Source organism: Bacillus canaveralius (assembly GCF_002860125.1).
Classification (GTDB): Bacteria; Bacillota; Bacilli; order Bacillales; family Cytobacillaceae; genus Bacillus_BJ; species Bacillus_BJ canaveralius.
This window is the reverse complement of sequence record NZ_PGVA01000012.1, coordinates 1-25947: the sequence shown is the minus strand read 5'-3', so window position 1 is coordinate 25947 and position 25947 is coordinate 1. Positions and strand designations below refer to the sequence as shown.

Annotated in this window: 32 protein-coding genes and 2 pseudogenes; 12 read left to right on the top strand and 22 right to left on the bottom strand. The window is 42.0% G+C overall.

The window, feature by feature from the left end; genetic code table 11:
• Window positions 1-19: 19 nt before the first annotated feature.
• The 9 genes from CU635_RS06055 to CU635_RS06020 form a co-directional block, all read right to left on the bottom strand.
• Entirely contained in the window at window positions 20-583 is a 564-nt protein-coding gene (locus CU635_RS06055) for a DUF2815 family protein (protein WP_101576333.1), read from the bottom strand.
• 180 nt (window positions 584-763) lie between these two features.
• Window positions 764-1945 carry a DUF2800 domain-containing protein gene (locus CU635_RS06050; protein WP_101576283.1) on the bottom strand — a complete coding sequence of 394 codons (1182 nt, stop codon included), beginning with the start codon at window positions 1943-1945 and terminating at the stop codon, window positions 764-766.
• Window positions 1945-2319 carry a hypothetical protein gene (locus CU635_RS06045; protein ID WP_101576282.1) on the bottom strand — a complete coding sequence of 125 codons (375 nt, stop codon included), beginning with the start codon at window positions 2317-2319 and terminating at the stop codon, window positions 1945-1947. The genes CU635_RS06050 and CU635_RS06045 overlap by 1 nt, the downstream gene beginning before the upstream one ends.
• Before the next feature lie 13 nt (window positions 2320-2332).
• Window positions 2333-2728: a hypothetical protein gene (locus tag CU635_RS06040; protein ID WP_101576281.1), complete on the bottom strand. Its 396-nt coding sequence runs from the start codon at window positions 2726-2728 to the stop codon at window positions 2333-2335.
• A 10-nt stretch (window positions 2729-2738) separates the two neighbouring features.
• Window positions 2739-2891, bottom strand: a complete 153-nt coding sequence (locus CU635_RS24315; RefSeq protein ID WP_219620123.1) for a DUF6906 family protein — start codon at window positions 2889-2891, stop codon at window positions 2739-2741.
• A 92-nt stretch (window positions 2892-2983) separates the two neighbouring features.
• Entirely contained in the window at window positions 2984-3250 is a 267-nt protein-coding gene (locus CU635_RS06035) for an AbrB/MazE/SpoVT family DNA-binding domain-containing protein (protein ID WP_101576280.1), read from the bottom strand.
• A gap of 186 nt (window positions 3251-3436) precedes the next feature.
• Window positions 3437-3619, bottom strand: coding sequence for a hypothetical protein (locus CU635_RS06030; protein WP_101576279.1), 183 nt, complete (start codon window positions 3617-3619; stop codon window positions 3437-3439).
• A gap of 16 nt (window positions 3620-3635) precedes the next feature.
• Entirely contained in the window at window positions 3636-3851 is a 216-nt protein-coding gene (locus CU635_RS06025; protein ID WP_101576278.1) for a hypothetical protein, read from the bottom strand.
• A 115-nt stretch (window positions 3852-3966) separates the two neighbouring features.
• The gene (locus CU635_RS06020) at window positions 3967-4218 is read right to left on the bottom strand and encodes a helix-turn-helix domain-containing protein (protein WP_101576277.1); all 252 of its coding nucleotides are present in this window, start codon (window positions 4216-4218) and stop codon (window positions 3967-3969) included.
• 178 nt (window positions 4219-4396) lie between these two features.
• Here CU635_RS06020 and CU635_RS06015 point away from each other — a divergent pair, with 178 nt between their 5' ends.
• Complete coding sequence (locus CU635_RS06015; protein ID WP_101576276.1) at window positions 4397-5062, top strand: XRE family transcriptional regulator; 666 nt, start codon at window positions 4397-4399, stop codon at window positions 5060-5062.
• Between the two features lie 15 nt (window positions 5063-5077).
• Entirely contained in the window at window positions 5078-6520 is a 1443-nt protein-coding gene (locus tag CU635_RS06010; protein ID WP_101576275.1) for a recombinase family protein, read from the top strand.
• A 28-nt stretch (window positions 6521-6548) separates the two neighbouring features.
• Here the strand turns inward: CU635_RS06010 and CU635_RS06005 are convergent, their stop codons facing one another.
• Window positions 6549-6746, bottom strand: coding sequence for a competence protein ComK (locus CU635_RS06005; protein WP_101576274.1), 198 nt, complete (start codon window positions 6744-6746; stop codon window positions 6549-6551).
• Window positions 6747-6939: 193 nt separating this feature from the next.
• On the opposite strand from CU635_RS06005, the gene CU635_RS06000 reads away from it, so the two are divergent.
• Window positions 6940-7176 (top strand): IDEAL domain-containing protein, encoded by a 237-nt coding sequence (locus tag CU635_RS06000; RefSeq protein WP_101576273.1) that lies wholly within the window; start codon window positions 6940-6942, stop codon window positions 7174-7176.
• A gap of 168 nt (window positions 7177-7344) precedes the next feature.
• Here the strand turns inward: CU635_RS06000 and CU635_RS05995 are convergent, their stop codons facing one another.
• From CU635_RS05995 to CU635_RS05985, 3 genes are all read right to left on the bottom strand, one after another.
• A complete protein-coding gene (locus CU635_RS05995; RefSeq protein WP_101576272.1) occupies window positions 7345-8625 on the bottom strand; it encodes a M48 family metallopeptidase in 1281 nt (426 codons plus the stop codon).
• Between the two features lie 175 nt (window positions 8626-8800).
• Window positions 8801-9106, bottom strand: a complete 306-nt coding sequence (locus tag CU635_RS05990) for an AzlD domain-containing protein (protein WP_101576271.1) — start codon at window positions 9104-9106, stop codon at window positions 8801-8803.
• Window positions 9096-9827: an AzlC family ABC transporter permease gene (locus CU635_RS05985; protein WP_101576270.1), complete on the bottom strand. Its 732-nt coding sequence runs from the start codon at window positions 9825-9827 to the stop codon at window positions 9096-9098. The genes CU635_RS05990 and CU635_RS05985 overlap by 11 nt, the downstream gene beginning before the upstream one ends.
• 131 nt (window positions 9828-9958) lie before the next feature.
• Between CU635_RS05985 and CU635_RS05980 the strand changes: the two genes are divergently transcribed.
• Entirely contained in the window at window positions 9959-10510 is a 552-nt protein-coding gene (locus CU635_RS05980; RefSeq protein WP_101576269.1) for a helix-turn-helix domain-containing protein, read from the top strand.
• Between the two features lie 78 nt (window positions 10511-10588).
• Here the strand turns inward: CU635_RS05980 and CU635_RS05975 are convergent, their stop codons facing one another.
• The 5 genes from CU635_RS05975 to CU635_RS05955 all read right to left on the bottom strand — a co-directional run bounded on the left by CU635_RS05975 (window position 10589) and on the right by CU635_RS05955 (window position 16071).
• On the bottom strand, window positions 10589-11383 hold the full coding sequence (locus tag CU635_RS05975; protein WP_101576332.1) for an ABC transporter ATP-binding protein: 795 nt from the start codon (window positions 11381-11383) through the stop codon (window positions 10589-10591).
• Window positions 11358-12386 carry an ABC transporter permease gene (locus CU635_RS05970; protein ID WP_101576268.1) on the bottom strand — a complete coding sequence of 343 codons (1029 nt, stop codon included), beginning with the start codon at window positions 12384-12386 and terminating at the stop codon, window positions 11358-11360. Before CU635_RS05970 ends, CU635_RS05975 begins: the two co-directional genes overlap by 26 nt.
• Window positions 12387-12417: 31 nt before the next feature.
• Window positions 12418-13413, bottom strand: a complete 996-nt coding sequence (locus CU635_RS05965) for an ABC transporter substrate-binding protein (protein ID WP_101576267.1) — start codon at window positions 13411-13413, stop codon at window positions 12418-12420.
• A gap of 468 nt (window positions 13414-13881) precedes the next feature.
• Window positions 13882-14658: an enoyl-CoA hydratase-related protein gene (locus CU635_RS05960; RefSeq protein WP_101576266.1), complete on the bottom strand. Its 777-nt coding sequence runs from the start codon at window positions 14656-14658 to the stop codon at window positions 13882-13884.
• Window positions 14659-15402: 744 nt separating this feature from the next.
• Window positions 15403-16071 carry a class I SAM-dependent methyltransferase gene (locus CU635_RS05955; protein ID WP_373270831.1) on the bottom strand — a complete coding sequence of 223 codons (669 nt, stop codon included), beginning with the start codon at window positions 16069-16071 and terminating at the stop codon, window positions 15403-15405.
• 301 nt (window positions 16072-16372) lie between these two features.
• On the opposite strand from CU635_RS05955, the pseudogene CU635_RS05950 reads away from it, so the two are divergent.
• Window positions 16373-16585, top strand: a pseudogene (locus CU635_RS05950) (hypothetical protein); the annotation flags it as partial.
• 434 nt (window positions 16586-17019) lie between these two features.
• Here the strand turns inward: CU635_RS05950 and CU635_RS05945 are convergent.
• Complete coding sequence (locus CU635_RS05945) at window positions 17020-17925, bottom strand: endonuclease/exonuclease/phosphatase family protein (protein ID WP_180956466.1); 906 nt, start codon at window positions 17923-17925, stop codon at window positions 17020-17022.
• A gap of 148 nt (window positions 17926-18073) precedes the next feature.
• A complete protein-coding gene (locus CU635_RS05940) occupies window positions 18074-18382 on the bottom strand; it encodes a sortase domain-containing protein (RefSeq protein ID WP_101576264.1) in 309 nt (102 codons plus the stop codon).
• Window positions 18383-18464: 82 nt separating this feature from the next.
• Here CU635_RS05940 and CU635_RS05935 point away from each other — a divergent pair, with 82 nt between their 5' ends.
• Complete coding sequence (locus CU635_RS05935) at window positions 18465-19022, top strand: PhzF family phenazine biosynthesis protein (RefSeq protein ID WP_245917340.1); 558 nt, start codon at window positions 18465-18467, stop codon at window positions 19020-19022.
• Between the two features lie 100 nt (window positions 19023-19122).
• Here the strand turns inward: CU635_RS05935 and CU635_RS05930 are convergent, their stop codons facing one another.
• Window positions 19123-19815 carry a DUF421 domain-containing protein gene (locus CU635_RS05930; protein ID WP_101576262.1) on the bottom strand — a complete coding sequence of 231 codons (693 nt, stop codon included), beginning with the start codon at window positions 19813-19815 and terminating at the stop codon, window positions 19123-19125.
• 275 nt (window positions 19816-20090) lie between these two features.
• Between CU635_RS05930 and CU635_RS05925 the strand changes: the two genes are divergently transcribed.
• The 4 genes from CU635_RS05925 to CU635_RS05915 all read left to right on the top strand — a co-directional run bounded on the left by CU635_RS05925 (window position 20091) and on the right by CU635_RS05915 (window position 22924).
• Window positions 20091-20192, top strand: a complete 102-nt coding sequence (locus tag CU635_RS05925) for a YjcZ family sporulation protein (RefSeq protein WP_101576261.1) — start codon at window positions 20091-20093, stop codon at window positions 20190-20192.
• A 306-nt stretch (window positions 20193-20498) separates the two neighbouring features.
• Window positions 20499-21398, top strand: a complete 900-nt coding sequence (locus CU635_RS05920; RefSeq protein ID WP_101576260.1) for a VanW family protein — start codon at window positions 20499-20501, stop codon at window positions 21396-21398.
• Between the two features lie 1032 nt (window positions 21399-22430).
• Window positions 22431-22565, top strand: a complete 135-nt coding sequence (locus CU635_RS24065) for a hypothetical protein (protein ID WP_257985631.1) — start codon at window positions 22431-22433, stop codon at window positions 22563-22565.
• 257 nt (window positions 22566-22822) lie between these two features.
• A complete protein-coding gene (locus tag CU635_RS05915) occupies window positions 22823-22924 on the top strand; it encodes a YjcZ family sporulation protein (RefSeq protein WP_101576259.1) in 102 nt (33 codons plus the stop codon).
• Window positions 22925-23002: 78 nt separating this feature from the next.
• Here the strand turns inward: CU635_RS05915 and CU635_RS05910 are convergent, their stop codons facing one another.
• Entirely contained in the window at window positions 23003-24445 is a 1443-nt protein-coding gene (locus CU635_RS05910; protein ID WP_101576258.1) for an aminotransferase-like domain-containing protein, read from the bottom strand.
• Window positions 24446-24574: 129 nt separating this feature from the next.
• Between CU635_RS05910 and CU635_RS05905 the strand changes: the two genes are divergently transcribed.
• Together CU635_RS05905 and CU635_RS05900 are read left to right on the top strand one after the other, a co-directional pair.
• A complete protein-coding gene (locus CU635_RS05905) occupies window positions 24575-25189 on the top strand; it encodes a LysE/ArgO family amino acid transporter (RefSeq protein ID WP_101576257.1) in 615 nt (204 codons plus the stop codon).
• Window positions 25190-25228: 39 nt separating this feature from the next.
• Window positions 25229-25756: pseudogene (locus CU635_RS05900) on the top strand (class I SAM-dependent methyltransferase); the annotation flags it as partial.
• Window positions 25757-25947: the final 191 nt, after the last annotated feature.

Sequence of the window (25947 nt, the reverse complement as noted above, 5' to 3'; positions counted from 1 at the left end):
TCTCCTCTCCTGTTGTGACTTATCCTAAGAAATCGTCGTCATCGTCACCATTGTCAACGGCATCAAAATCATCTTCAGCACGTGAGCGACCGCCCAGGTAGTCTCCATCTGCCAGCTTCTGAAGGTTGTTCAGTCCGCAGGCAATTCCTTTATTGCCGGCGGTGTTGAACGCATAGAAGTTAATCGATGCACGGCCGTAACATCCGGAATACACTTCCGTTGAGTCCAGGATCGGCTGAACGTTCTGATCAACAACACCTGGCTTCGTTTTGCTGGAGCAGTTAATGAAATAATGGCCAGCGTATTCTTCCTGATCCTCGCGTTCCTCATCCCCGTCACGTAATGGCGTTTTCAGGTTGGCCGGGATCTTCCCACCCCACTTCGAAGCACCGGCTTGTTTCGCCGCTTCCGTGGCGGCTTTGATTTTCTTTAGCGTTTCCTTATCAGACTTCGGGATCAACAAGCAAACAGAGTATTTCGGCTCCTGGCCCTCCTCGATCGCATGAGGCTCGAATACGTGCACATAAGAGAGACGGACCTTGCCTGTAATAACTTTTGTATCGGTGTTTTTGGTAACTGCCATTTTGACATTCTCCTTTTTGGTTGAATTTGTACGGATTTTCCTTGTTTCAAAACGCCACTTACGGGCATCATGACCAATTTTTTTTAAAAAGAGCCTGCCGAGCTTTTCTCTTCGTTGGCTCCTGAATACCAAAGACAAATTGCTTGGAAACCGAGCTATAGATTCCGTACATCTGTCCGATTAACTAAAATCAGCAATGGCCGATTCGGTAGAATTCAACTCTGGACGTTTATCCGATTCCGGAACCAGTGTGGGTTTGCCAACCGGTTTGATAACCAAATCTTTCAGCACCTCGACAAATACCTTTTTACCGATGGCTTTCTCCATGGCGGAAATGCCGTAAAGTGATTTGCTATAAATCTTCTCTTCTTCATAACCTTCCGCCAGCAAGGCTTGAGCCACCAGTTGTTCATCCGTATACTTTCGGTTGCTTCGCCCTTCAACCAGTTTCCAGCCAGGGAACTTCACACCGTGATTCTCAGCCTGGTCTAACGCGTAACCCTGAACATCCTTCGCCCACTTCTGCAGTTCCTCTGCTTTGGCCAAGACTTCCCCGATCTCATCAAAGGAGAGCAGATCCGGTTTCTGGAATTCGAGTTTTGCCATCTCCAGGTTGGCGTCAGCTCGCGCCCTGCAGGTGAAACGGGCCCGGCAGAACCGACAGTGTTCTCCAGCTGCAAATTCCCCCTCTCCTGCAATCGCCATATCGGCACGAGGCTTGACGAAATCATCGGCCCAAAATAATAGGTCATCGGTGCTGATTTCGTCGGTCGAGATGCTGTCCAGGCGGGGCTGAACGATCGTCATTTGCACCCGGTCAAATTCATACAAGACGCCAAACTGATTGATCGCTCCTAAGGCATACATCCGCATTTGCGAATTGTCTTCAGCAGAGACAGGAACGCCTTTGCCGTACTTCAAATCGATAATCTCCATGATGTTATCCGATATAATGACTACGTCACCGGTACCGAAACCTTTTGGTACCCATTCACTGAAATCCAATCGTTGCTCGAGGAGGATCACCGCATCGCTGGATGCTGCCCTTGCCGCGTTGATCCGTTCGATGACGAAATCGACGTATACCTGGACGTAATCCTCCATCTCTTGTGAGTAGAATTCCGCGTTGTCCTTTTTAAACTTGTTGTGCCTGCGGGTGAAAGTAGCCTTGTTGATCAGCTCCAGGTACCTCTGCAGGTAGAGTTCCGAAAGCTCATGGGCACACGTCCCTTCACGGGCAAAGTCACTCGTCGATTCCGGAAACTCTTGTTCCAGCTTGGCGCTAGGCGGGCAACTCAGCCAACGCTTACTACCTGATGCTGAAAGATAAGCATGGGCCCTTTCTGAATGGGCCGTACTCATTACAGCTCCTCCGCTTTTTCCAGAAGTGCTGCATAATGTTTAGCAGGCACGTCGGTCAGCTTCTTCACACCAAAGGACGAGATCAGCTCTTTCACCTGCTTCTGCTTCCCACTTTGAGAGAGAGCAGCCAACTTTTCACGAACGGTTTCCAGGCTGATAGTCGACTCGCCTTCTTCCTCTTCAGTCGCTTCGGCTTCTACCGGATCCGGATTACTCGTTTCAGGCTCTTTTTCGACTTCCTTATTAACCCCCTTGTTTTTTTGGGCAGGTGATCCATTTTGTACCGGTGTGAGTTTACTGCCGGATAAGGCTTCAGCGAGTGCCGTAATGGCCGCTGCCAATTCCGGTGCTTTGATTTCAATTGTGAAATTCATCGTTTAAATCCTCCTATTTACGATTTTGGAAAGCTTCAACATCCTTCTTCTTCGCCTTCCGCTGCTTCAGCCGATAATCTTCTTCCTCGTACTGATATTCTGCGAGTTTCGCAGCGGTTAGCCGCCCCGTCTCAACGAGTCTTGCAATCTTAATGGCATTTAAGCTATTTGCCGGAACCTCTAGATCGCCGGCTAATTTCGACTTATCCAGCTTCTTGGATGTTTTCTTAACGGCTTCCACAATCACAGGAAGGTCGCCTTTGTACATGAGCGTTGGACCGTTCTGGCGAAGATAGGTCACCAGGTGTGCCATGCGATTGTTGATGGCTGCGTTTAGGTTGTTCTTCTCCCGCTTGTTCGTTTGAAGATCCTGAAAAAAGGTATTGGCTTGAGACACACTGTTGATCATGGGTTACACCTCACTTAGTAATGGTTTTTTGTTCTCCGGATTCCCGGTGGACGACTTTCATAGTGGCGAACTCATTTTTAATGACCAACCACTCACTGGGATGAAGGCTAGCTTGGATCATAAGGACTTTTTGTTTAACCGTTGGGCGCTTCCCGTGCTTCATAACCCCTTCCTCCGATTTCCCTGGCCGCCATCATGTGATATAATGACGGCGAATAAGTATTTTTCTCTTGGACTCGTGCTGCGAACACGGGTTTATTTTTGTTTAATGAGATCAATGGCTTTTTGAATGGACTCCTGGGCTTCTGGCGATGTGGCTGGATGCAAAAGAGCCTGCAGCTCGAGTAAGACCTCTGTCGCTTCTTGGTTTGCCGCCCGATACTTCCGGAGGACCATGCCGTCACTCGTCATAAACATTTCCATCGGTGTTCCTTCTGGCCACTCCTGGGACAGCCGGATTTCTTTTGGGATGGTGACGCGGCCTAGATCATCGATCTTTCTGACAATGCCGGTTGCTTTCACGTTTCTCACCTCCCTTCAATTGGGATGAAGACTTCACAGGCAGCAGGTGAATGTCTGGCCTTATCACCATCTCCCTGGGATAACCCATGCGGTTGATTTGCGTGATCAGTGGATGTTCCAAGACGACCCCTCCTTTATGACTAAAATCGTTCTCCAATTTCTGCACTGGTGGTGAAAAGAGAAAGCCTATTTGGCTTTCAAATGATTGTGAATGTTTTCGATACTTTCCTCTGTATAGACCACACCGCGCCAGACTAACGCTTGAATCTCGTTCGGAAGGTTATGGAAGCCTTTTGTTTTTGCCCATTTCTCTATAAAGGATTTTTGGCTTTCCAATTCTTGAAGTCTCTCTTCCCAGTTGTATGCCAATCTGAACACTCCCTTTTTATAGTGATCGTTCTTCTGAAACCGTGCGGTACAGCTGCATGACAGTCGGATGTTGCCGTTCAAACTTTTCGTTTTGCAAAGCCGGAATCTGATAAGTTTGTTCCAAATCGGACATCATAATCGATAGGCTGATATCCTTTGACTCCTGCGTAGCAGGGCTGGATACGATCCGATTGAAGCGTTGGGTGTAACTGAGCATTTCGCCTGTAGTCAACTTGTTTTCACCTCCTTTAATGTCTTAGCCTTGCGCTCCTCGGTTAATATGCGAGGCACGCTGGTCTGAAGGAAGAACTCAATGATTTTTCTTTTGATGTGATCCGGAGGCTGATTCATTGGGCCACCTCATTTTGTTTCGAATTCGAAACTTCAGGATAAACGAAATAGTCATCCGCGCTTATTCCGAAGTGTATACATATGCACCTTACTTCCGAAAGTGAGAAATCCCCACCGGTGCCATTTAAGTTTTGGTTCAATGCAGAAGGAGATTTTTTGAGCATTTTGGCCAGTTGGCTTTGCTTGACACCAACTTCTTCTAAAAATGCTTTGAATTTTGTATACGGGACATGTCGTCGTTCTTTCAATTGAGCAACCCCCTTTCTTGTTTCGTATTCGAAACTTTGTAATTCTTAGTATACTCATATTTGTTTCGAAGTCAATAACTTTCTTTCGTTATTTCTAACTTTTTATTGCGGTTTCGAAACCCGTAATGTATATTGTGTTTAGACATATCTAAATTAATGAAAAGAGGAGTATCGACAAATGCATTATTCGTTCGGAGAGAAATTGAAAAGCCTTCGTATTCAAAGGGGTTTATCGCAAGAAGAGTTAGCGGATAAACTCAACGAAAAATATGATTCGAAAATCAACAAAGCGATGATCTCAAAATGGGAAAACAGCAAAGAAGAACCGAGAATGGAATCGGTGCGAAATATAGCGAACTTTTTTGGCAAGACTCTGGATGAAATGCTCGGCCTGGATACGGATAAGAGTTCAGTAAGCCTTCATGAAACGGCTTCACCGTATGGCGTACATACACGCCAAGTCCCTATCGTTGGATCCATTGCCGCAGGAACCCCCATTTTAGCTGAAGAAAACATCGAAGGATACTTGCCCGTTCTATCATCATTCCTTGGTGATCGGGAGTACTTTTACTTAAAAGTTAAAGGGCATAGTATGAATCTCGAATTTAAGGAAGGCTCGTACGTTTTAGTTGAAAAAACACCAATGGTTGAGAATGGCCAAATTGCCGTCATCCTAATAGATGGGACTGAAGCGACCGTTAAAAAGCTCCTGTTCAAGGGTGACAATTTGGTAACACTGGTACCGATGAGTACGGACCCTACACACGAACCAAAGATTTATGATTTGACTAAGGATAGTGTCCAGATCATAGGCAGAGTTGTGCAAGCCGTAAAGGTGTATTAAGTGTGAGGTGAAATTATGAGAGCGGCTATCTATATTCGAGTCTCTACTGAAGAGCAAGCGAAAGAGGGATATTCGATTTCTGGACAAAAAAAGAGACTTAAAGCTTTCTGTATCGCCCAAGACTGGGAAGTGGCCGGCTTATATGCCGATGAAGGAATTTCCGCAAAGGATATGAACCGTCCGCAGCTGCAGCAAATGATAAAAGATATTAAGGCAGGTAAAATTGATTGCGTGCTAGTTTATCGATTGGACAGGCTGACACGATCCGTTTTAGATTTGTATAAACTGTTAGAAATCTTTGAAAAGCATGATTGTAAATTTAAGTCTGCAACCGAAGTTTATGACACTACGACTGCTATGGGCCGTATGTTTATTACGATTGTTGCCGCCCTCGCTCAATGGGAGCGTGAGAACATGGGCGAAAGGATCAGCTTCGGCTATGCCGAAAAAGTACGCCAGGGAAAGTACGCATTAAACTTTCGCCCAATTGGTTACGATCTTAATCTAAAGACCGGGAAACTTACCATTAAGGAAGACGAGGCAAAGGTAGTTAGACTGATCTACTCTCTTTATCTTCAAGGTCTCGGTGCAAATCGGGTCGCCAGGCATTTGAATGAACAAAATATCACGACGAAAGCTGGCAACAAATGGACGGATATCACCATCATGGATATTTTGAAAAACCCACTATACACCGGGGCTATTCGCTGGCAAGACTTTGTTGTGGAAAATACGCATGAGGCCATCATTTATAAAGAATCTTTTGAACTTGTGCAAACGACAATCGAAAGTAGAAAGTCGAAGGAACCCAGATCCGTATCAAGCGGTTATATTTTTTCAGGGAAGCTGAAGTGTCGAAACTGCGGATACCCGATGGTAGGTTATTATACGTATGGTAAACTCGCGTCCGGAGAGAAAGTAAAATACAAGCAATATCGATGCATGCGTAAAAAGACGGGCGAGTGCAAAGGGCATCGCAGCGTCTCCGAAAGGCACCTGGAAGCCGCCTTTATTGATTACCTGGGCAGAGTTGATTTTAGCGAAGCCATTCAGCAGGCAGCGGCAACGAGTGAGCAGATCGTAAATAAAGAACAGCCCACATCCGAGATTGATGAGGCCGCCCTGCAAAAAGAGCTGGACAAACTGGACCGGCGAAAAAAGAAATGGCAGTATGCCTGGTCGGATGATCTTATGACATATGAAGATTTTAAGAAACGCATGGATGAGACGAATAAGGAAGAACAGGCCATCAAAGCTCAGCTTGAATCCAAATCGATCCCGGAGGACAACACCGCTTTTAATAGGGACGAAATCATAGCAGCACTCAAAAATATTCGAAAAAACTGGAGTGCATTAGAACCTTTAGAAAAGAAAAATCTGGTTAACTCCATAATTGAACAGGTGCATATTGGCTATGAAGGTAAGCAGCTTTATATTGAGAGTATAGACTTCTATTAAGTTTATACTCTTTTAGTAGTACCATAAGCTATAAACCTTCATAGCTTGAACCAAAGTATTCACAGCTTTTCTTGATAATATCGAGCGGCTTGAAAGGGGAAATGTATTCATCCTCCATTTCAATGATCCTTGCATATAGCTTGCTTCCATAAAGGGTCGGCTTAACCATTAATGTACAAGGATTTACTTCATATTCTTCAATCAATGTTCTCCTCTGCTTGTCCATAGGTACATCTCCTTCTGTTAAACTGATCTTATCGTACCATCAACTTCCAGATATTTTACAAAAACAACGAAATATTCGCAAAAAATTCACATTTTAAAAGTGCCAAAAAAATATTTTCTAAAAATTTAAAAAATTTAGTTGATTCAAGAGTGAAAATTCCATATAATATTAAAAAGTGTCAGGGGTGATTTTCATGAACGAAAGGTCCTACACAGAGCTAATGAAATCGAAAGCAATGAGCCGCCAAAATGCAAAAGATGCTTACATGTCAAACCTTTACATTGATATGCTCCTTGATGAAATATTGCTTAACGCTGAGAAACAAAAGTTGTTGAACAAGATTGATCAAGCCATCGATGTTAATGATAAGCCGGCATTTTTGCAATTGACTGAAGAATTAGCTTCCTTAAACAAAAGGTTTGGAACTTAACTTAATTTCTGCGGTTGAAACCTTATTTGGAGACTGACCACAAAGCTTCCATCTTTTATCAAAAAGATCGGGTGACAAGCCAGTGGTGCACAGTCTCTTATTTTTGTTTTAAGGAGTCAAGGTCCTCCTCTTTTAAAATAAAACATGGACCACCAGAGGCGGCCCATTTCAATCAATGTTTTCATTTCGCATCTTTATTTCATATTCTTCAAGAGCAGAAATTCTTTCAAGCATTGTCGGATGGCCGTAGCGGAATATTTTCACCAATAATGGCGGGTTAACCTGGCTAAGCCCGGCACGTGTCAACTCCTGGAATGAAGTAATAGCAGCTTGCGGATCCTTTGTCATCTCAATTGCATAAAGATCAGCCTGGCTTTCCTGGTATCTTGACACAAAATTGGTTAGCGGGCTCGCTGCAAACATAAGCATCGACAGAATCATCAAGAACAGCGGCAATGAGCGTAAGTCCTTGACATGGTCAACCTTAAATTCATTTCCCCAGCGGCTGATTGCCCAATTCATGATTCTCGCGGTTGCGTATAATCCGGCTAATGATAACAGCAGATATCCGGCAATTCCAACATAAATATGCTTCTTAACATAATGGGCCATTTCATGCGCCATTATGAATAAAATTTGATTATCATTTAAACGGTTTAGAGTCGTATCCCAAAGAACGATCCGCGAATTCCCGCCGATGCCGCTCACGTATGCATTTAAAGCATTAGTCTTTTCGGCCATGTCCACTTCAAAAACATGGTCAGCCGGGATGTCCGCTTTGTCTGCAAGTGCTAAAATTTTCTGTTCGAGCTCTTTATCTTTTAACGGATAAAAGTCATTGTATAAAGGATCAATGACGATCGGCTGCAAAAATACCATAATCAAGGTAAACGGGATTGTTAACATCCAGGCATACAGCCACCACCTCTTGCGGCTTTTATTCATCAGCCAATAAAGCACAGAAACGACAATCACCATAATTCCGTAGTTGATCCAGAAGTCAATAAGCTCATCCTTCATCCATGAGGAGAAGGTCTGTGTGGAAATATTGTAGGTCTTCGCCAGAGAGTAGCTGATATAACTCAATGGAAAAGTCGCCACGAATGCAAAGAAAGACAGCCAAATGAAATAGATCGCTGTTTGGAAAAACTTGAATCTAGTTGACTGTTCGGCCCAGCGCTTAAATGCCTTTGAAAGCCCCACCAACAAAATTAATAAATAAAATAGCCATTCAAGCGGTGTAGACAGGAAAAACAACAGATTTCTCACCTTTGAATATTCCTCGCTCAAGCTAAGTTCCCGCGCATTGAGAAAAACGGCCGGGTCAGCCTGTGAACCTTCGTATTCAAACGGCAGGCTTGTATCGGCGAAATAAAAAAGGTACCAGTAAATAAATAGCCCATAAAGAACATAGGCAATAACCGCATAAACCCCGATCTTGCGTGCCAACTTTTTTCACCTCCAATGTACAACCTGTTCTCTTATTAGTTTAATAAAAAATTCCCGAATTAGAACCAGATCTTAACCAAGCTATCAGTTCTCTAAACATAGGATGCACGGTTCCAGCAAAAATCAATGAAAAAATTACTGCCGGTCCACATCAGGAACCGGCAGTCGCGAAAGTTCAAAATAGATAGGAATATAAAGTTAATACCGCAATCGAGCCGAGGACCACGATGATCACATTAGCGCCGAGATAAGCTACAATAAAGGCAGCGGCAGCTCCAAGCAGCCCGTACCATATATCCTCCTGAATGAACAGTATCCCTGGAAAAATAAGCGCCCCTAAAGTGGCATACGGGACATTTCTCAGTACCCCCTGCAAAAAAGCAGGCAGCTCTTTTCCTTGAAACAAGACAAATGGAAGCATTCTCGGGATATAGGTAACAACACCCATTCCGATAATCATCCAGACGATTTCACTGCTCACTTGCGTCACTCCTTTGCTTCCCTTTCATCAGTTCAACCGCTTCAGCGATCACGGCCGAAAGGAGCGTTGCCGATACAATCGCCCATCCAGTTGAAAGCCATCCTGCCAACGTAAAAATTGTATTAAAGGAAGCCGCAAGAGCAGCCAAAAAACCCACTTTAACAGTTTTTTTCATAGATGGGACGAGCAGGCCGATAAACATCGCATACAAAGCGACAGACATGCTTTCCTGCAACGTTTCCGGAAGGCTTGCACCGAGTAAATGTCCAAGTCCGGAATTGACTACCCAGCTTGAATAGGAAACCGCGATCACGCCGAAAATATATCCTGTCGTAACCGTCCCTTCTTTTGTTGCTGCTACCGAGAACGTTTCATCGGTGATTCCAAAAGAATAGATCGCTTTATTGAAAAGATGGTCATCCTCACATTTTTCATTAAGGGAAGCCGCCATCAGAAAGTGGCGGATATTCACGATAAAGGTTGTTAAGATAATTTCAAAAACACCCGTTCCGAGCGTTAATAGACTGAGAGAAATGTATTGCGCCGCGCCTGCAAAAACAATCAGGCTCATCAGCATCGTTTCACCGATTGAAAGCCCTGTTGTTTTTGCCAATAGCCCGAAAGTTACCGCGATCGGAAAATAGCCGATCCCAATGCTGACTCCGGCTTGAATTCCTTTTCTAAACTCGGAAGAATGTTTGCCCAACGTTAATTCTGCCACAGTGCCACCGCCTTTTTCCGGTTTATATTCCGCTAGTTTTATATTAAAATAAACGTATATATTCTCAGGATTATAATTAAACTATATTATACATACGTGCGTTATATTGTACAATTCTTTCGGAGGAAAAAATGGAAAATATCCAAAAAAATATTGGGAAAAATTTAAAAGCAGTTCGGAATAATCGAGGCATAAGCCTTGATCAAACGGCCAGCCTTACCGGCGTCAGCAAAGCGATGCTCGGCCAGATCGAGCGAGGCGAATCCAACCCAACCGTTACCACCCTCTGGAAAATTGCCACCGGGCTCCAGGTGTCTTTTTCTTCGCTTATAAACGACGAGCCTGCAGATATTGCGTTTGTGCCATTGCAAAATGTTTCCCCTGTCATCGAAAATAACGGCGACTACCGCGTTTATTCAATTTTTTCCTTTGATCCTAGAAAAAGGTTTGAAATATTTATTGTTGAAATGGACAGAGGCAGCATCCATACTTCCGAACGCCATAACGAAGGGGTCGAAGAATATATTACCGTCATGAACGGAAGCCTTGAAATGCTTATCGGCGACAATACATACCAAATTGAGGCTGGTGGTTCGATCCGGTTCACAGCAAATAAATCACACACCTATAAAAACTCCGGGGAAGAGATGATCAGGTATCAAGCTGTCATGTATTATCCGTAAAAGCTTGATCCACCGCCCTAAACCTCGTTTAAATCCCGCCAAATAAAAACACATGGTCCACTCCCATGTGTTTTTGTTTTATATCAAGACTGAGCGGTCGCTGTTAATTTTTTCACCGCGGATGCGCTGGAACTCCTGGAGCAATTTATCGACCGTCAAACCGCTTTTTTCACTGGAATTCGCTTCAAAAATGATCTGGCCCTGATCCATCATAATAAGCCGGTTTCCGAGATCGAGAGCCTGCTGCATATTATGGGTAACCATTAACGCCGTCAATTTATGTTCGGATACGATCTGTCCGGTTAAGCTCGTAATCAGCTCTGCCCGGGAAGGATCAAGTGCTGCGGTATGCTCGTCGAGAAGCAGCAGATCGGGCTTCGTGAATGTCGCCATTAACAGGGATAATGCCTGGCGTTCGCCGCCAGAAAGCAAACCGGCTTTTGCCTCGAGCCTGTTTTCCAGCCCGAGCTGGAGCGTCTCAAGCACTTCTTTAAAAAACTGCCTCCGCTTCTTTGATACTCCCCGCCTAAAGCCGCGTAACGCTGTTCTTGCATAGGCAATTGCCAGATTCTCTTCAATTGTCATCCCTGGGGCGGTGCCGGCCATCGGATCCTGGAAAACCCGGCCAATTCGTTTCGCCCTTTTAAATTCCGGTTCATCAGTGACATTATTCCCATGAATATAAACCTCTCCTTCATCAGGTGCATACTTGCCGGAAATAATGTTCATTAACGTCGACTTACCTGCACCATTGCTGCCGATTACTGTCACAAAATCACCAGGGACAAGATGCAGATCGATATGATCGAGAGCAATTTTTTCGTCAAGGGTCCCTTCATTGAACACTTTAAATATCTGATTTAGCTGCAGCAACATGTTCACCACCCTTCTCCACGACGTTAAACTCTGCCTTTCGGCTTTTGATTCGTTGCCTTCTCCGCTGTTTCTCCTTCTGGTTTTCTATCAATCTCGGAAAAACTAGCGCACAAACAACGATAAACGCGGTGATTAATTTCATATCGCCAGTATCTAAAAATTCCACCCTTAAAGCAATCGTTACGATGATCCGGTACAGAATCGCACCGCCAATCACGGCCAAAGTCGCCCTGACAATGTTTTTTGCTCCGAATACCGCTTCACCAATGATGACTGAAGCGAGCCCGACAATGATCATCCCAATTCCCATTCCAACGTCACTATAGCCAGAATACTGGGCAACCAATGCACCTGAAAAAGCGACAAGTGCATTGGAAAGCCCCAATCCTAGTACTTTCAAATAGTCCGTGTTAGCAGAAAAGCTGCGGATCATCATTTCATTATTACCGGTCGCCCTGATCGCCAAGCCGAGATCCGTCCTCAGGAATAAATCAATTCCGAGCTTAACAATAAGAGCCAGCACGATCATAACGATCAAGATTCCCCATGTATTTGGAACAAAGGCAGATAAACCAGCGCTGTTCAGCAAAGTTTGCATGCCATCGTCTATCCCGAGGCTTTTCCAAAAATCCCTGATCGCTGTGATCACCGTAGATTCCGCTAAAAGCGGTACATTGGATTTGCCCATAATTCGCAGATTAATAGAATAGAGGGCAATCATCATTAAAATTCCTGATAACAATGCATTAATTCTCCCTTTTGTGTGCAACAGACCGGTGATGCATCCAGCTAAGAACCCCGCCAGTATCGCAGCGGCCGTTGCCAAAAAGGGATTCGTTCCTGAGACGACCAACACTGCAGCCACAGATGCCCCGGTAACAAAACTTCCGTCAACTGTTAAATCAGGAAAATCCAATATTCTGAAGGACAGATAAACCCCCAAAGCCATAATCGCATAAATAGCACCTGATTCGATCGAACCAAATATGGCTGTAAACATAAAATTCTTCCTCTCTATTTCGTTTAAAATGTTATTTTACGAACTCTGCAGTTTCTTTCCATTCTTCTTTGATTTCAATATTCATGTCTTCAGCAGCTTTCTCATTGATTACGAGCTTCAATTTTTGCGGATATTGAACGGGAATCTCTGCAGGCTTCTTCTCACCTTTCAATATTTGTGCCGCCATCACACCAGCCTCGTGACCGATATCAGCATAATCGAATCCATACGCAGCAAAACCGCCCCGCTGCACGGAATCCAGTTCTCCGACAAATAACGGGATATCATTATCATTCGCGGTTTGAATCACCGATTCAAGTGCCGAAACGACGGTGTTATCTGTAATGATATAAATCATATCAGCCTTGCCGACCAATGATTCAGCCGCCTGTTTGACTTCAGAAGAATTGGACACGGTCGCTTCCGTTAATTTCAAATCGGTATCTTTGAGCGCTTTCTTAACCAAATCGATCTGCGCAACCGAATTTTGCTCACCCGAGTTATAAATGACGCCGACTGTTTCTCCGTCCATCTGCTCGCTCATGAATTTGACCGTATTCGGAATCGCATCCGGGTGTGTATCGGTCGTTCCGGTAATATTTTCCCCAGGCTGATCCATTGCCGCAACCAGCCCTGCACCAACAGGATCAGTCACAGAAGTAAACACAATTGGAATCTCTTTAGTAGCATTTAATGAGCTCAGCGCACTTGGAGTGGAGTTTGCGAAAATTAAATTAACCCCGTCTCCCGTGAAATTATTGGCAATCGTTTGACTATTACTTTGATCACCCTGGGCAATCTGCACATCGTATTCAACCTCGACATCATTCTCTTCAAGCGCCTTTTTAAATCCTTCAAACGCGGCATCAAGGGAAGGATGCTCGACAATTTGCGTAACGCCAACCTTAAAGGCACCATCCCCTTTAGGCTGCTCTCCACTTCCGTTTGTACTTGTAGTGCCGCACCCGCTTAATAACACTAAAGCCAACAATCCGCTAATGCCTCCGTATACCAATCTCTTTTTCATTTTCAGTTCCCCCTCAATCATCACTTTCGCGCTTTTACGCTTTTATGTACTAAATTATATATGTAAGTTTAGCTATTTTACAAGTATTTTCGTGGAATATGCAATAATTTCTATTGGTGGATGTTATTCAGAGGATGGCAAACCACTTTTAGGTGTTAAAGCGACCGCGACTTGAATAAAACCAGCTGCAAATTTGCTTTTTTTTGTCTTTTTAGAATGATATGTTTGAATTTGATAAAATCATAGTTATTAAACGGCGAATTTTCCCTAAATATATCTATTATTTACCACAAAATAACTATTATGGGTAACAGCCCAAAATAATTAAGCGAAAAATCGGGGGAATTAAGCGAAACGACTCGGGAATTAAGCGTTTATTCCAATAATTAAGCGGAAGTCGGCTTTATTTAAGCGAAACCGTTTTTTGCACAGAAATTCCGAATAAAAAACACGACAGAATCGTGTTTTTTATTCTCCCTTGTATTCAGGTTTTCTTTTTTCACTAAACGCCCGTAGCGCTTCGAGCCGATCAGCAGTTGGAATCGTAACTTCATAGGCTTTTCGCTCAATTTGCATTCCGGTTTGCAAATCGGTATTCATGCCGTTTTTGATTGCAAATTTAGCTTGCTGCAAGGCAATCGGGCCGTTGTTAAGCATGCTCTCAGCCATTGCAAGGCAATCCGCCTGCAATTGTTCCCGTTTGGAAATTTTATTTAAAAGGCCATACTCGTATGCTTCCTCTGAAGTGAGGCGGCGTGCCGTTAAAATCAGCTCAAGTGCCTTTGACTGTCCGATCAGGCGGGGAAGCCTTTGCGTTCCACCTGCTCCGGGGATAATGGCCAGGCTTGTTTCCGTCAATCCCATCTGCGTGCCCTCTGCTCCGATTCGGATATCGCAAGCTAAAGCGAGTTCCATCCCACCCCCAAAAGCATAACCGTTGATTGCTGCAATTGTCGGCTGGGGCAGCTGGTCGATCAGGTTGAACACTTCATTGATTTTATACAGATTCCGCTTTACTTGCTGTTCTGTTAATGTTTTACGCTCTTTCAAATCGGCTCCAACAGAAAACGCTTTGTCACCTGCTCCTGTAAAAATCACAACGCGAATCTCTTTATTGACCCGAATTTCTTCCGCTACCATTTGGAGCTCTGCAAGTGTCTCATAATTAAACGCATTTAAAGCATCCTCTCGATTTAATGTCACCACAGCAATATGGCCTTCAGTCGTCATTAACACAGACGGCATAAACAAATTTCCCCCTTCTTTTTCAGTGCTGTAACAAAAATTCGATTCCCCCTATTGAAAACCCTTCCAAAAAATCACAAAAAACAAATGGGTCTTTTATAGCTGTAAACAATGTGTAGACTTTGGAAACAGGCTACCTTTTTACATACGCCATCCTTTTCCTCCTCTATCTTTGACTGACTAAATAAAAAACCTAAGCATATCGTCAAAGAAACAGATGACTAAAATATCGATGATTAATGTAATCAAAATAATTTTTTTGCTTTGTAGAAACCAGGTAAACATCAATAATAAAAAGGATAAAGGAATGTAAAATAAAATCAAACTTGCGCGAAGTCCCTCGAATTGTAATCCAACGGGAACTTCCGGAGAAAAGTGTTGAAAAAAATCATATGTAATTAATCCAAGTATAATTACTCTTATGAAGAACATCAGGAATGTAATTGTTGAAAAAAATCATATGTAATTAATCCAAGTATAATTACTCTTATGAAGAACATCAGGAATGTAATTGCTTTTTTTAATAAATAAAGCTTCTTAAACGGTTTAATATTACCCACCTTCTTTATAAATAACAAGAAAAAACATGATTTGCTGCCGGACTTCATTTCTCAACTAATTTTTTGAAGACTTTTTACTTGAACAAAGTCAGCCTTCCTATTGATGTTTTTCAATATAGTGTTTATATCAAGATTCCCGTCCATTGCCCGAATAAATTGATCTTTTCCGTCAAGGTGAAATACTTCATTTTTTCCTAAATAAAGCTGTCCACAAATCAGAAACACCAAAAAGGGAATTTGGCTGTGTGATTTCCTTCATTTTACGGATTTCAACTGCTTCAAAATCTTTAAAGATCGCTGTTAATTTTTCTTCTGTAAAACCCAGCCCGCCTTTAAGGCTGCGCAACCGGTATACTTCCCAATCTGTGATGTCTGATCCGCCCAACCGACCGCCCTGGACAAAAAACGTAAGGGCAAAGAGACCATTTGGTTTTAGAGCGGTCTTTAACAAATTGATATAGCTCATCCTCCTGTGCGGCGCGATATGATGAAAACAACCTGAATCATATACGAAATCATATGCACCTTCTTCAATCTTCAGTTCGAAGATGTTTTTCAACATGAAATTTATGTCAAGATTCCTTTCTTTCGCCCGTTCGGCTCCCCACTCAAGTCCCTCTTGTGAAAGGTCTACCGCATCAACAGAACAACCTTTTTCAGCCATATAAATGGCATTCCTGCCAGGACCGCAGCCAAGTTCAAGCACTTTCCCGGGACCAATCAGATTTTTTTCAAAATAACTTACTAAATTTTCATCAGGACAATTCACAAAAAACGGTATGCCTCGCTCCCGCTCAGAATAAAAAGTATCCCAATTAAAACGAGATTCTTCTTTTAATAGAGCATCAAGCATTTCCAACACATCATCAAAGTTATCAATAGATTCTCTCAAAAATATCGCCTTCTTTACAATTATATTTTCATCAATATAATTGTACTAAAAATTACCATCATTTTTGTTGCAATAGTATTAAAAAACTCCGGTTGAATTCCCCCGCAGAGATGCTGCTTCATGTTATATTTTTATTTCAATTATTAGCTAATAAGGAATTGTTCCTGAACAGTGGTAAGGAGCTTGTAAAGCCCTTAAAAGCTGTAAGAAATTTTGATTCCACCAAAGATTATTACAAATATTACGATTATGTAACAAAAATCATCTACCAAAGTTCCTCTTAGTTCATGCCTTAGCTTATCTGATAGGTGCGGGACTTTTACTCGGAATGATTTATTTTATAAACGATCCGTCCCGGACCGAAGCATTAAATGGAATATTAAAAATCTGGACGGTTGTGTTAAGTGTTGATTTCCTCATTTCAGTCAGCAATTTTATTTGCCCAAAAAGAGAAAAAGCTAAAATCGGCGCTTAAGTTTTCGACTACTGCTGACTTTCAATTTTCTATTCCTGGGAGTAATAACACTTGAAAGTAGTACACATTACAAAAAAACGCCCTGAAGCCGGACACCAATGGTCCATGCAGTAAAAGTTTCAAAGGTGTCGATAATCCACCACCGAGCGCGTAAACTCAAGTGTGGATTTTTTTCCGGTTATATGACTGGCTCTTCTTTAGTAAATGACAAACTTCAAACACCTAAACATTGTTTCCAGCAACATTCCCTTTCCGCCGTTGCCTCAGATATGGATATACGGATGCCCTACGGGCGATCTTGCGATTGGACTTTACCGCAATGCACGGTGAAGGAGATTAGGAACCAGAAGTAATGTTTTCCTCATTAAATGAATTTTTAGAGTATGTATCACGAAAAAATCCCCGGTGATGGCACCGGGGAATCGTCGTTTTATTTACTTGTACTCCAATGTCAGGTTGCTGATGACTGGGTAATGGTCACTCGGAAATTGGCCGTTCTTTTGATAATCAATGATTTCTGTTGAGTGGGTAATTACATTTCCTTTTGTTAAGATCCAGTCAATGCGGTTTTTACCACCTGTCGGATCACGGAAACCGTTGAATGTGCCGAGATGGTCGTTGATTTTCTGCTCGGCGGACTCCATCGTATCTACAAATGGGCCTTCGTCTGTCAGGATTTGATGAGGTCTCGTATCAGGGGCAGTATTAAAATCTCCTGTCAACACAACCGGCAATGCAGGATCGAACGCTTTGATTTTTTCCACAATCAAGCTGGCGCTTTTCTCTCTTGCTTCTACGGAACGATGGTCAAAGTGTGTGTTCACAAAGTAGAATTGCTTGTCCGTTTTTGTATCAGGGAACTTTACCCAAGTCACCATACGAGGAATCGTGTTGCCCCATGACTTGGAACCAATCACTTCCGGAGTGTCTGAAAGCCAGAAGTGGTCGTATTCTAATGGTGTAAAGCGGTTTTTGTTATAATAGATTGCCATGAATTCACCTTTGCTGCCACCTTCGCGGCCAAGGCCAATCCATTCATATTTAGGCAGATCATCTGCGACTTCAGCAACCTGTTGATATAGAGCCTCCTGAGTCCCAAAGATATCCGGCTGCTCCATGCGGATCAACTGTCGAACGGTCGGTCGTCTTTCATCCCATGTGTGAGGTGACGGATCGATAGTGTTTTCATACCTAAGGTTATACGTCATCACCCGCAAATTCATTTCTTCAGCTTCACCCTCGCTGGCAGATGCCTGTCTTCCCGGAGCAGCTGAGAGCGTGCTTCCGACAAGAAGTAACGCAAAAGACAACAAGAAAACCAATCTTACAGCTTTTTTCACTGTTTTTCCCTCCTTGTTTTGTAATTGGTACAAAACAAGGGTAACGAATGAATGTAAATTTAAAGATACATTGGTATAAATATAGTTTTAATGATTGTTAAGAGATTCTATAAATCACAGAAACTACTAATCAAAAGCAAAAGAACACCTATGGCATGATAGGAAGGTGTTCTTCATTTGTAGATTCTCTTTGCTTGTATGATGTAGCGATCCGGTGCATCCCCCAAATAATCGAGCGGGTAACAGTGGTCAAGGTCAACTGTTCCGTTTCGGTTGGAACGATCACGCTTTGGTCTTCCGTATGGGTGATCCACTTTTTTTCTACGGCGTACACATACAGTGTTTTGTTGAATTCGACGACAATCTCATCTCCCGCAGACAAATCCAGTCCATCGAAAACCGTATCCCTGTGCCCGCTTAAAACAACATGCCCTTTTTCCCTGGAATAACGGTGTATCGCTTATCAGAATACATTCCGACGCCTTTCTTTAAACTATCTTCGTCGGTGCCCCAGTAAACAGGGAATTTCTTATTCATCTTTGGAATCATTAATACCGCGATTTGCTCGCCCTTCAAAAGACCAGCAAGCAAATTTCTATACAAAGAGTGGACTTCTTACAGCGACAAAGAATGGCTCATGGATTCAACTGAATTTCCCTGCGGAGCCTATAATTGAAAGTGAGTATCCTTCGGAACTGATTGAAGCTTTAAATATCAGTCCTATTTATGTGGGTCGAAATCGGTTTGACTATTTTATTAAAATCGAGTCCGAAAATGTAATCAAGAATTTAAGTCCTAACTTCTCTTTGTTGGGGACGATTCAAACCAGAGGGATTATTGTCACAAGCAAGTCAAATGAATTCGACTTTATTTCGAGATGCTTTTTCCCAGCAGCAGGGGTCAATGAAGATCCCGTTACTGGCTCAGCTCACTGTGGTCTTGCTCCTTATTGGAGCAGAAAATTAAACAAAACTGAAATGTATGCTTATCAGGCTTCTGCAAGAGGTGGCGTGCTTAAAATCAATTTGCAAAACGACAGGGTTGTAATGGCAGGACAAGCAGCTACCGTTATGAAAAGTGAACTATTAATCGTTTAAAAGCAAAGCTTATTAGCCATTGGCTTTGCGAAAATGACTAACCAATTGCCCCATCTGGCCTCCGTTAGTTTCGTGCGTATACCCCTAACTTTCCTGTGACTTAACCAACTTTAATAGGGCTTATATGAATGCCTTCACGGTCGTCCCAGTCGGCGTAGAAGATATCTTTTTCACTGTCATATCCTTGCGCAGTTATTTGCTTATGTAGCCATTGTTGATCAAATCCGCGTTCGTGTAGATTATCCCATATTATTTCCCCGTCAATAATCAAGGTGGTTGGGAGGTCTACTAGGCTATCGGGAAGATTGAGATCTTGCCTGTCCGGTTTTTGGTACTTGGATTTTAATAAGGTGCTTATATGGCCGTTTGGTTCCAGTATTCCATATTTCACTTCACGTACTGAAAAAATATTGGCTTGACGCAGCAAGCTCGACAACTGATTCACATCCAATTTATTCTTTTTAAGCATTTTTCGATCGATAATCCCATCGCGAACAATAATGTCAGGATTGCCTTCAAACACAGAGCGGGATGATTTCTTTTTTAAAGTGATATACTCCACAGCCAACATGAGCAGTGTCCACAATCCGACAGCATAAAAAAAATAGAAGATCCCAATGCGGTCTTCATAAATAGTGTCTCCTAAAAAATCCCCGAGCAGTAATACAAAAACGAAGTGAAAAGGAGTTAATTGATAAATGGATGTTCTGCCTGTTATGAAAATGATAAAAAATAAGGTAACAAAGCCGATGACGACTTTGGTTGTCAGCAAAACAATATTAACTTCTCCCACGTTGTTTCCCTCCACTTTTGATTCAGAGTTATCAAACATATTATGGCTAACATGTGGAAAGATATACCTCTAAATGAACTCACGTTTGATAACTAAACACCAGACATTTAACCCAATATCCATTTTATTAGCGGTTAAGCTATGTCCACAGTGCAAGTCCTGAAGTCCCCTACAAGTATGAAAGCCCTTTTTAATTCTTTGTTCAGAAATTGTCCAACCCGCGACGTTTCTCTTCCCATACAATGTAGTATTCAAATCAAGGAGGTGGACTTAATATGGGTGAAAGTTATGGATACGGAGCAGGTTTTGCTCTCATCGTCGTTCTGTTTATCCTTCTAATCATTGTTGGTGTTGCGTTTGTTGGTGGTGGATATTAATGCACTGCCTATTTCCTAAGTGCACAACGAAGGATAGTCGAATAGGCTATCCTTCGTTGTTTTGCATCCAATTTATTCGGTTTTTCAAAATAACAATAAATAAACGAAATGTGGGAAATATTAAAAAAGAGTTTTTTAATGACACAAATGGCTAAAGACATTCTGTCGGTATCATAAACTTACAACATAAGGATAAATCCAGTTATATATAGCTATACGCAAGGATACTCCGCAGAGACTTAAGGTTTAGGGGAAATAATACCGGTGCATTATAAAAAAATATGAGTTGGAGAGGTATCCTTAATTATGAAATTCATATGGTTTACCAAACTGTTACTAATCGCACAACTTGTCAATTTTCCTGATAACCTAATGATCACCCAGCAAGGCCAGACGATTTTCACTGTTAACCGAAATGAGTTTGTGATCCCCACTGCTGGTCAGCCGATGATTGATAGTTACAAATACCTTCAATTTATCGAAAAATTAGACCGACGAGTTTATCAGGAGCCAGAAAATGCAAAAATCGATGTTCAAGAAAATATTGTGTCAGAACAGATCGGATATAAATTGAACCAACAAGAATTCACAAATCAATTTTTGATTTATGTTTTCGGTAATGGCCCAGCTAAGATAGAAGTTCCGACCCTTTCCATATACCCAAAAGTGGACAGTGAATTGCTTTCGTACATAAGAGAACAACAGATAGGCCAATACCAGACTTATTTTAATAGCAACAACAAAAATCGTGCGCATAATATCTCCCTTGCCGTAGAAGCTCTAAACAATCATATATTATTCCCGGGGGAGATGTTTTCATTTAATCACGTCGTTGGCAAGAGAACCACCAAACGGGGGTATTTAAAAGCACGAGTCATCGTCAAAGGCGAATTTTCCGAAGGAATTGGGGGCGGAATTTGTCAAGTCTCTTCGACGTTATTCAACGCAGTAGATAAGGCTGGAATGGAAATTGTTCAACGCTATTCCCATAGCAGGCGAGTTCCCTATGTTCCACCAGGAAGAGACGCAACAGTAAGTTGGTATGGTCCTGATTTTCAATTCAAAAACAAGTATAACCAGCCCATCCTGATCCGTGCTAAGGCACAAGGAGGCACGGTTGTTATTAAGATTTATTCCTCAGATGCAATTAATGATGACCCGGAAAGTCACCCTGCTTTAGCCATTAATTTGCAAAAGATGAAATAACTTTTCCGCAGTTAATATGAAGCTACCTTGAGAAAACAGTTAAAAACAACCTGATTCCTTAAGGGAACAGGTTGTTTTACGATTAACATTTAGACTTACATATACCGTTAATATCCCCAGCATATAGTACCAATGATTATCAATAGAATAAAAGATCATATTGGAAGCTCCATAAAAAAATTTTCCAGCACTAGAAGGTTTAAAGTAGATATTTTCGCTAAAGCCATGAATATCATCATTTTCGATATACCGTTACATTTTTATTCATTGAGTGATTTAACACAATCATCGATTCCATTTTTTCATATATTATAAGAAGATAATCAACAAAAGTTGTGATATTAAGACATGAGCGATTTGAATAATATTTTGGCTGGCGAAGCTTCAGTTACTAAATTGTTGATACTTTGATATTGGTTACCGTAGATAATACGATTCTAAGGATGTAAGTGATTAGAACGAGTGAGTTTTGTTCACATGCAAGTGTCTTTATACTCCTGTCAGTAAGTAAGCAATACGGTTATTATATTGGAGGTGAATACATGCCATTTTATCCACCTAATGCAAGACGAAGGGTAACCAATAGAAGGAATTCTGGCCCGTTTCAAAACTATATACCGCATTCAAATCCCAGACCGAGACATGGTTCTTATTCAACACAGGGTCTCCCGGCAGGTATAAATAAAATAATGTCGCATGCTGGGAAAATAAGAAACGGTATGAATATGGTGAATCAAGTTCGTTCTATATTATCGTTTTTTAAGTAATGGATGGTTAGAATTATACTGTTAGAAGGCACTTAAACCTTTGCAAATATTTGCAAAGGTTTAAACAGTTCTTGCTCATCTAGTCTACATTTATACGTGATATTCATACAGGAAATTTTAGATGAGGAAATTTTAAATGGCTGTTAGTCGTCTATGCCTAAAAATATAATTACCTATCCAAATGCTCCGATTATGAGTACAGTCATCAAGATTCGTTCTTTTAAAAACAAGGAATTAAACCCAAAAGACTTTTGAGTTTTGGAGTGTGGAAGCGATTAAGAAATGCGTGATGTGTGGCCTCGGGATTGCACTGCTGCCATCGATTACGGTCCAATCAGAGTTAAAAGAAAAAAAGCTGCATGGAATGTTAACAGATAAAGCACGGATTGCACGCAAGTAGCCTACCATAAAAACAAATATCTCTCGCCAGCGATGACAAAGCTGTTAGCTCTTGTCCGGGAGCATGCTGCGAGATGGAAATGATATATGCCCATATGTTCTCCACTTTAACCAGGCTGGATTTTTTATTTCTTTTTTTCGAAAAGGGTGCTATTTCCTTAGTTAAACAGCCTTTTTCCCTATTCTTAAACAGATGTCCAACCCTCTAAGCTTCTTTTCCATACAATATACTATTCGAGCTAAGGAGGTGGGCATACTATGAGTGGTGGCGGTGGATATGGAGCAGGTTTTGCTCTAATCGTCGTTTTGTTTATCCTTTTAATCATCGTTGGTGTTGCTTTTGTTGGAGGAGGATACTAAACATTAGTTATCAAACTACCTATTGGCAATTCCAAAAGAGGATAGTCAATCTGACTATCCTTTTTCTGCTTGAAAATCTTATATTAGACCTTTAATCAGCTCCGAAAGCCTTATTAATCCCTTTTGTAATTCATTGAGCGGTGCATACGAATAGGACAGCCGCAGATGTTGCTGGTCATTTCTGTCGTAAACATTTCCCGGGTTTAGCAAAATCCCTTCTTTCAAGGCCTCTTCAAATAATTTTCGGTATGAAATGGGGAGTTTGATCGAAAGCCATATGTAAAACCCGCCTTTGGGAATAGTCCAGCTTGCCAATTCATGAAAATGTTTATTTAAAATATCAATTGTCAAATCCCGGCGGAATTTTAATTCGGCCCTTATTTGCTCAACATGTTCCTCATATAAACCACTTGATAACCATTCTGCTACTGCAAATTGGGATAAGGAACTTGATCCATAATCTGTTTGCATTTTAATATCGGCTAAACGATCGATGACAGGCTCAGGGCCAACAACCCAGCCAATTCTTAAGCCAGGCCCGAGCGTCTTTGACATGCTTCCCATATACAGGACAAGCCCTTGTTTGTCACTTGCTTTTAACGGGCTGGGCGGAGGACTATCAAACCATAAATCTCCATATACATCATCTTCAAGAATCGGCAGCCTTTCTTTCTGGCAAACGTTCAATAGATCATTTCGCCTTATTTCCGACATCACGATCCCGGTTGGATTGTGGAAGGTTGGGATCGTATAAAGCAATGCCCCGTTATGCTGCCTCTTCAATTTCCCAAGCGAATCTATGATCATTCCATCGTTATTCATAGGTATCCCGAATAAATTCATGCCCGATGACTGGAACACCTGGATTGAGTTAAGGTATGAAGGAGTCTCTAGGAAAATCGTCGAACCGCGGTGCAATAGTCCGAGCGAGATCAATTGCAAACCCTGCAGCCCTCCAGATACAATCAGGATTGATGAAGGCGAAGCCTCAATCCCCTTTTTCTTTAAATATCGGCTGATCATTTCTCTTAAGTATAAATTGCCTTTTGGTTCAGAGTATCCTAACGAGAATGTACTCGACGAATTGAAAATATCCTTCATCCGCTCAGAAGGCAACAATTGCGGAGCCAGCTCACCTGTACCAAGCCGGATCAAGTTCGGGTTTTTTTCGGCTTCATTAATTTCCTGGATGGTCCTGATGTTGGGGTGATAAGCTCCCGACTGTACATAGCTATTCCAATCAGGCGGCGGAACAGAAGCGAGCAAATTCCAGCTATTATTGATCACGACCGTACCTTTGCCTACTTTAGATTCGAGTAATCCATCTGCCGCTAACTCGCCCAGAGCAAACACAACGGTACTTCGATTCACTTTGAACTTATTTGCCAGGGTTCGCTGTGGCGGTATCTTCGTACCAACCGTCCATTCGCCAGCCATTATTTTTCGTTTCATATATTCGTATATTTGTTGATGGAGCGGGATTAACGAAGCTTTAACGGGCAGCCACTCTTCATCAGGCATAACAGACACACTCCTGTAGTTTTTTATCATTATAAGCGATTGGTTGGATAAAATACCATCCAATTGGTTGGAGACATCAGTAAAGCAATCTACTAAAATAAAACCATTAACAACCAGGAGGCGCAGGCAATGACAGCTGCAATAATTCATGGAATGATTTTAGCATTTGGCTTAATTCTCCCTTTAGGAGTACAAAATGTTTTCGTGCTTAATCAAGGAGCCGTTCAGCCAAATTTTATAAGAGTATTACCAGTCATCATTACTGCATCCATATGCGATACTTTATTAATTTCATTAGCGGTTTTAGGGATATCCGTTGTGGTGTTCGGATCATTTTGGTTGGAAATGATCCTGCTTACTGTCGGTATTGTTTTTCTGATCTACATGGGATTTGTTACGTGGAGAAGCAAACCAGGCAGCGACCAGTTGGAAGCGTCGCAATCCTTTTCAGCGAAGAAGCAAATTGTCTTTGCGATGTCAGTGTCGCTGTTGAATCCCCATGCCATACTCGATACCATCGGTGTGATCGGAACCAATTCGTTACAATACGCCGGAGTTGAAAAAATGGTGTTCACATTGGCATGCATAACGATCTCATGGCTATGGTTTTTCGGCCTCGGCATCGCTGGCCGGCTGACAGGCAAACTAGCGAAATCAGGTCGTTTTCTGGTCATTATCAACAAAGTTTCAGCCTGTGTGATTTGGGGGACAGCGGTTTATTTAGGCATTTCTCTTATAAAATAATCACTGAAACTGGACATTATAAACATTTGTTTTGGCCAACGATGCCGGGAACGAGGGCTAAAAGCCAATTTATACGAATCCGGCTTACAGGAGCTATCTTTGCCGTATAAATATGAGTCTATCATTATTCCAGGCGGTTCATTTTTATTGATTGAAAAACGCGATGGATCAATTAAAGCGTTAAGGCAGCTTTATCACCATCTAGAGTGTGGCGGACGCCTAATTGTTGATATCTTTCTGCCTGATAACGATTTTGAAATAGGCAAATTGAGAACGACAACGATAGACTGCCCAAATGGTGACACGATTACAATGGAAGAGAAACTGGTTGAAGTTGATTTTTTCAACCAATATAAAGTCTCTTATTTGAAGTATGAAAAGTGGCGTGACGGCCGGCTCATCCAAACTGAATTGCAACGATTTGCATTGCGCTGGTATGGGATAGAAGAATTCCGGCTCATTTTAGAAAGCATTGGTTTTTCAAAAGTGAGCGTGATTGCTGACTTTGAGTCTGAAAAAGAGCCAAATAATGCTTGCAAAAGCTTTTTGTTTAATGCAACAAAATAATTAGGGATTGAGTTAAATCTCTTTTATCTGTAAAAAGTTCTCTTCACTAATTTCATGCTGATCTGACGCAAGTACCGATTGAAATCTCTTGTATAGCTCTTGGATTTCTTTTTGCTCATTTATAATGGAAATCACTAGCGTTGCATTAAATAAAAGCGAATTTGTCAAGCTCAAATCAAATAAATTTATTT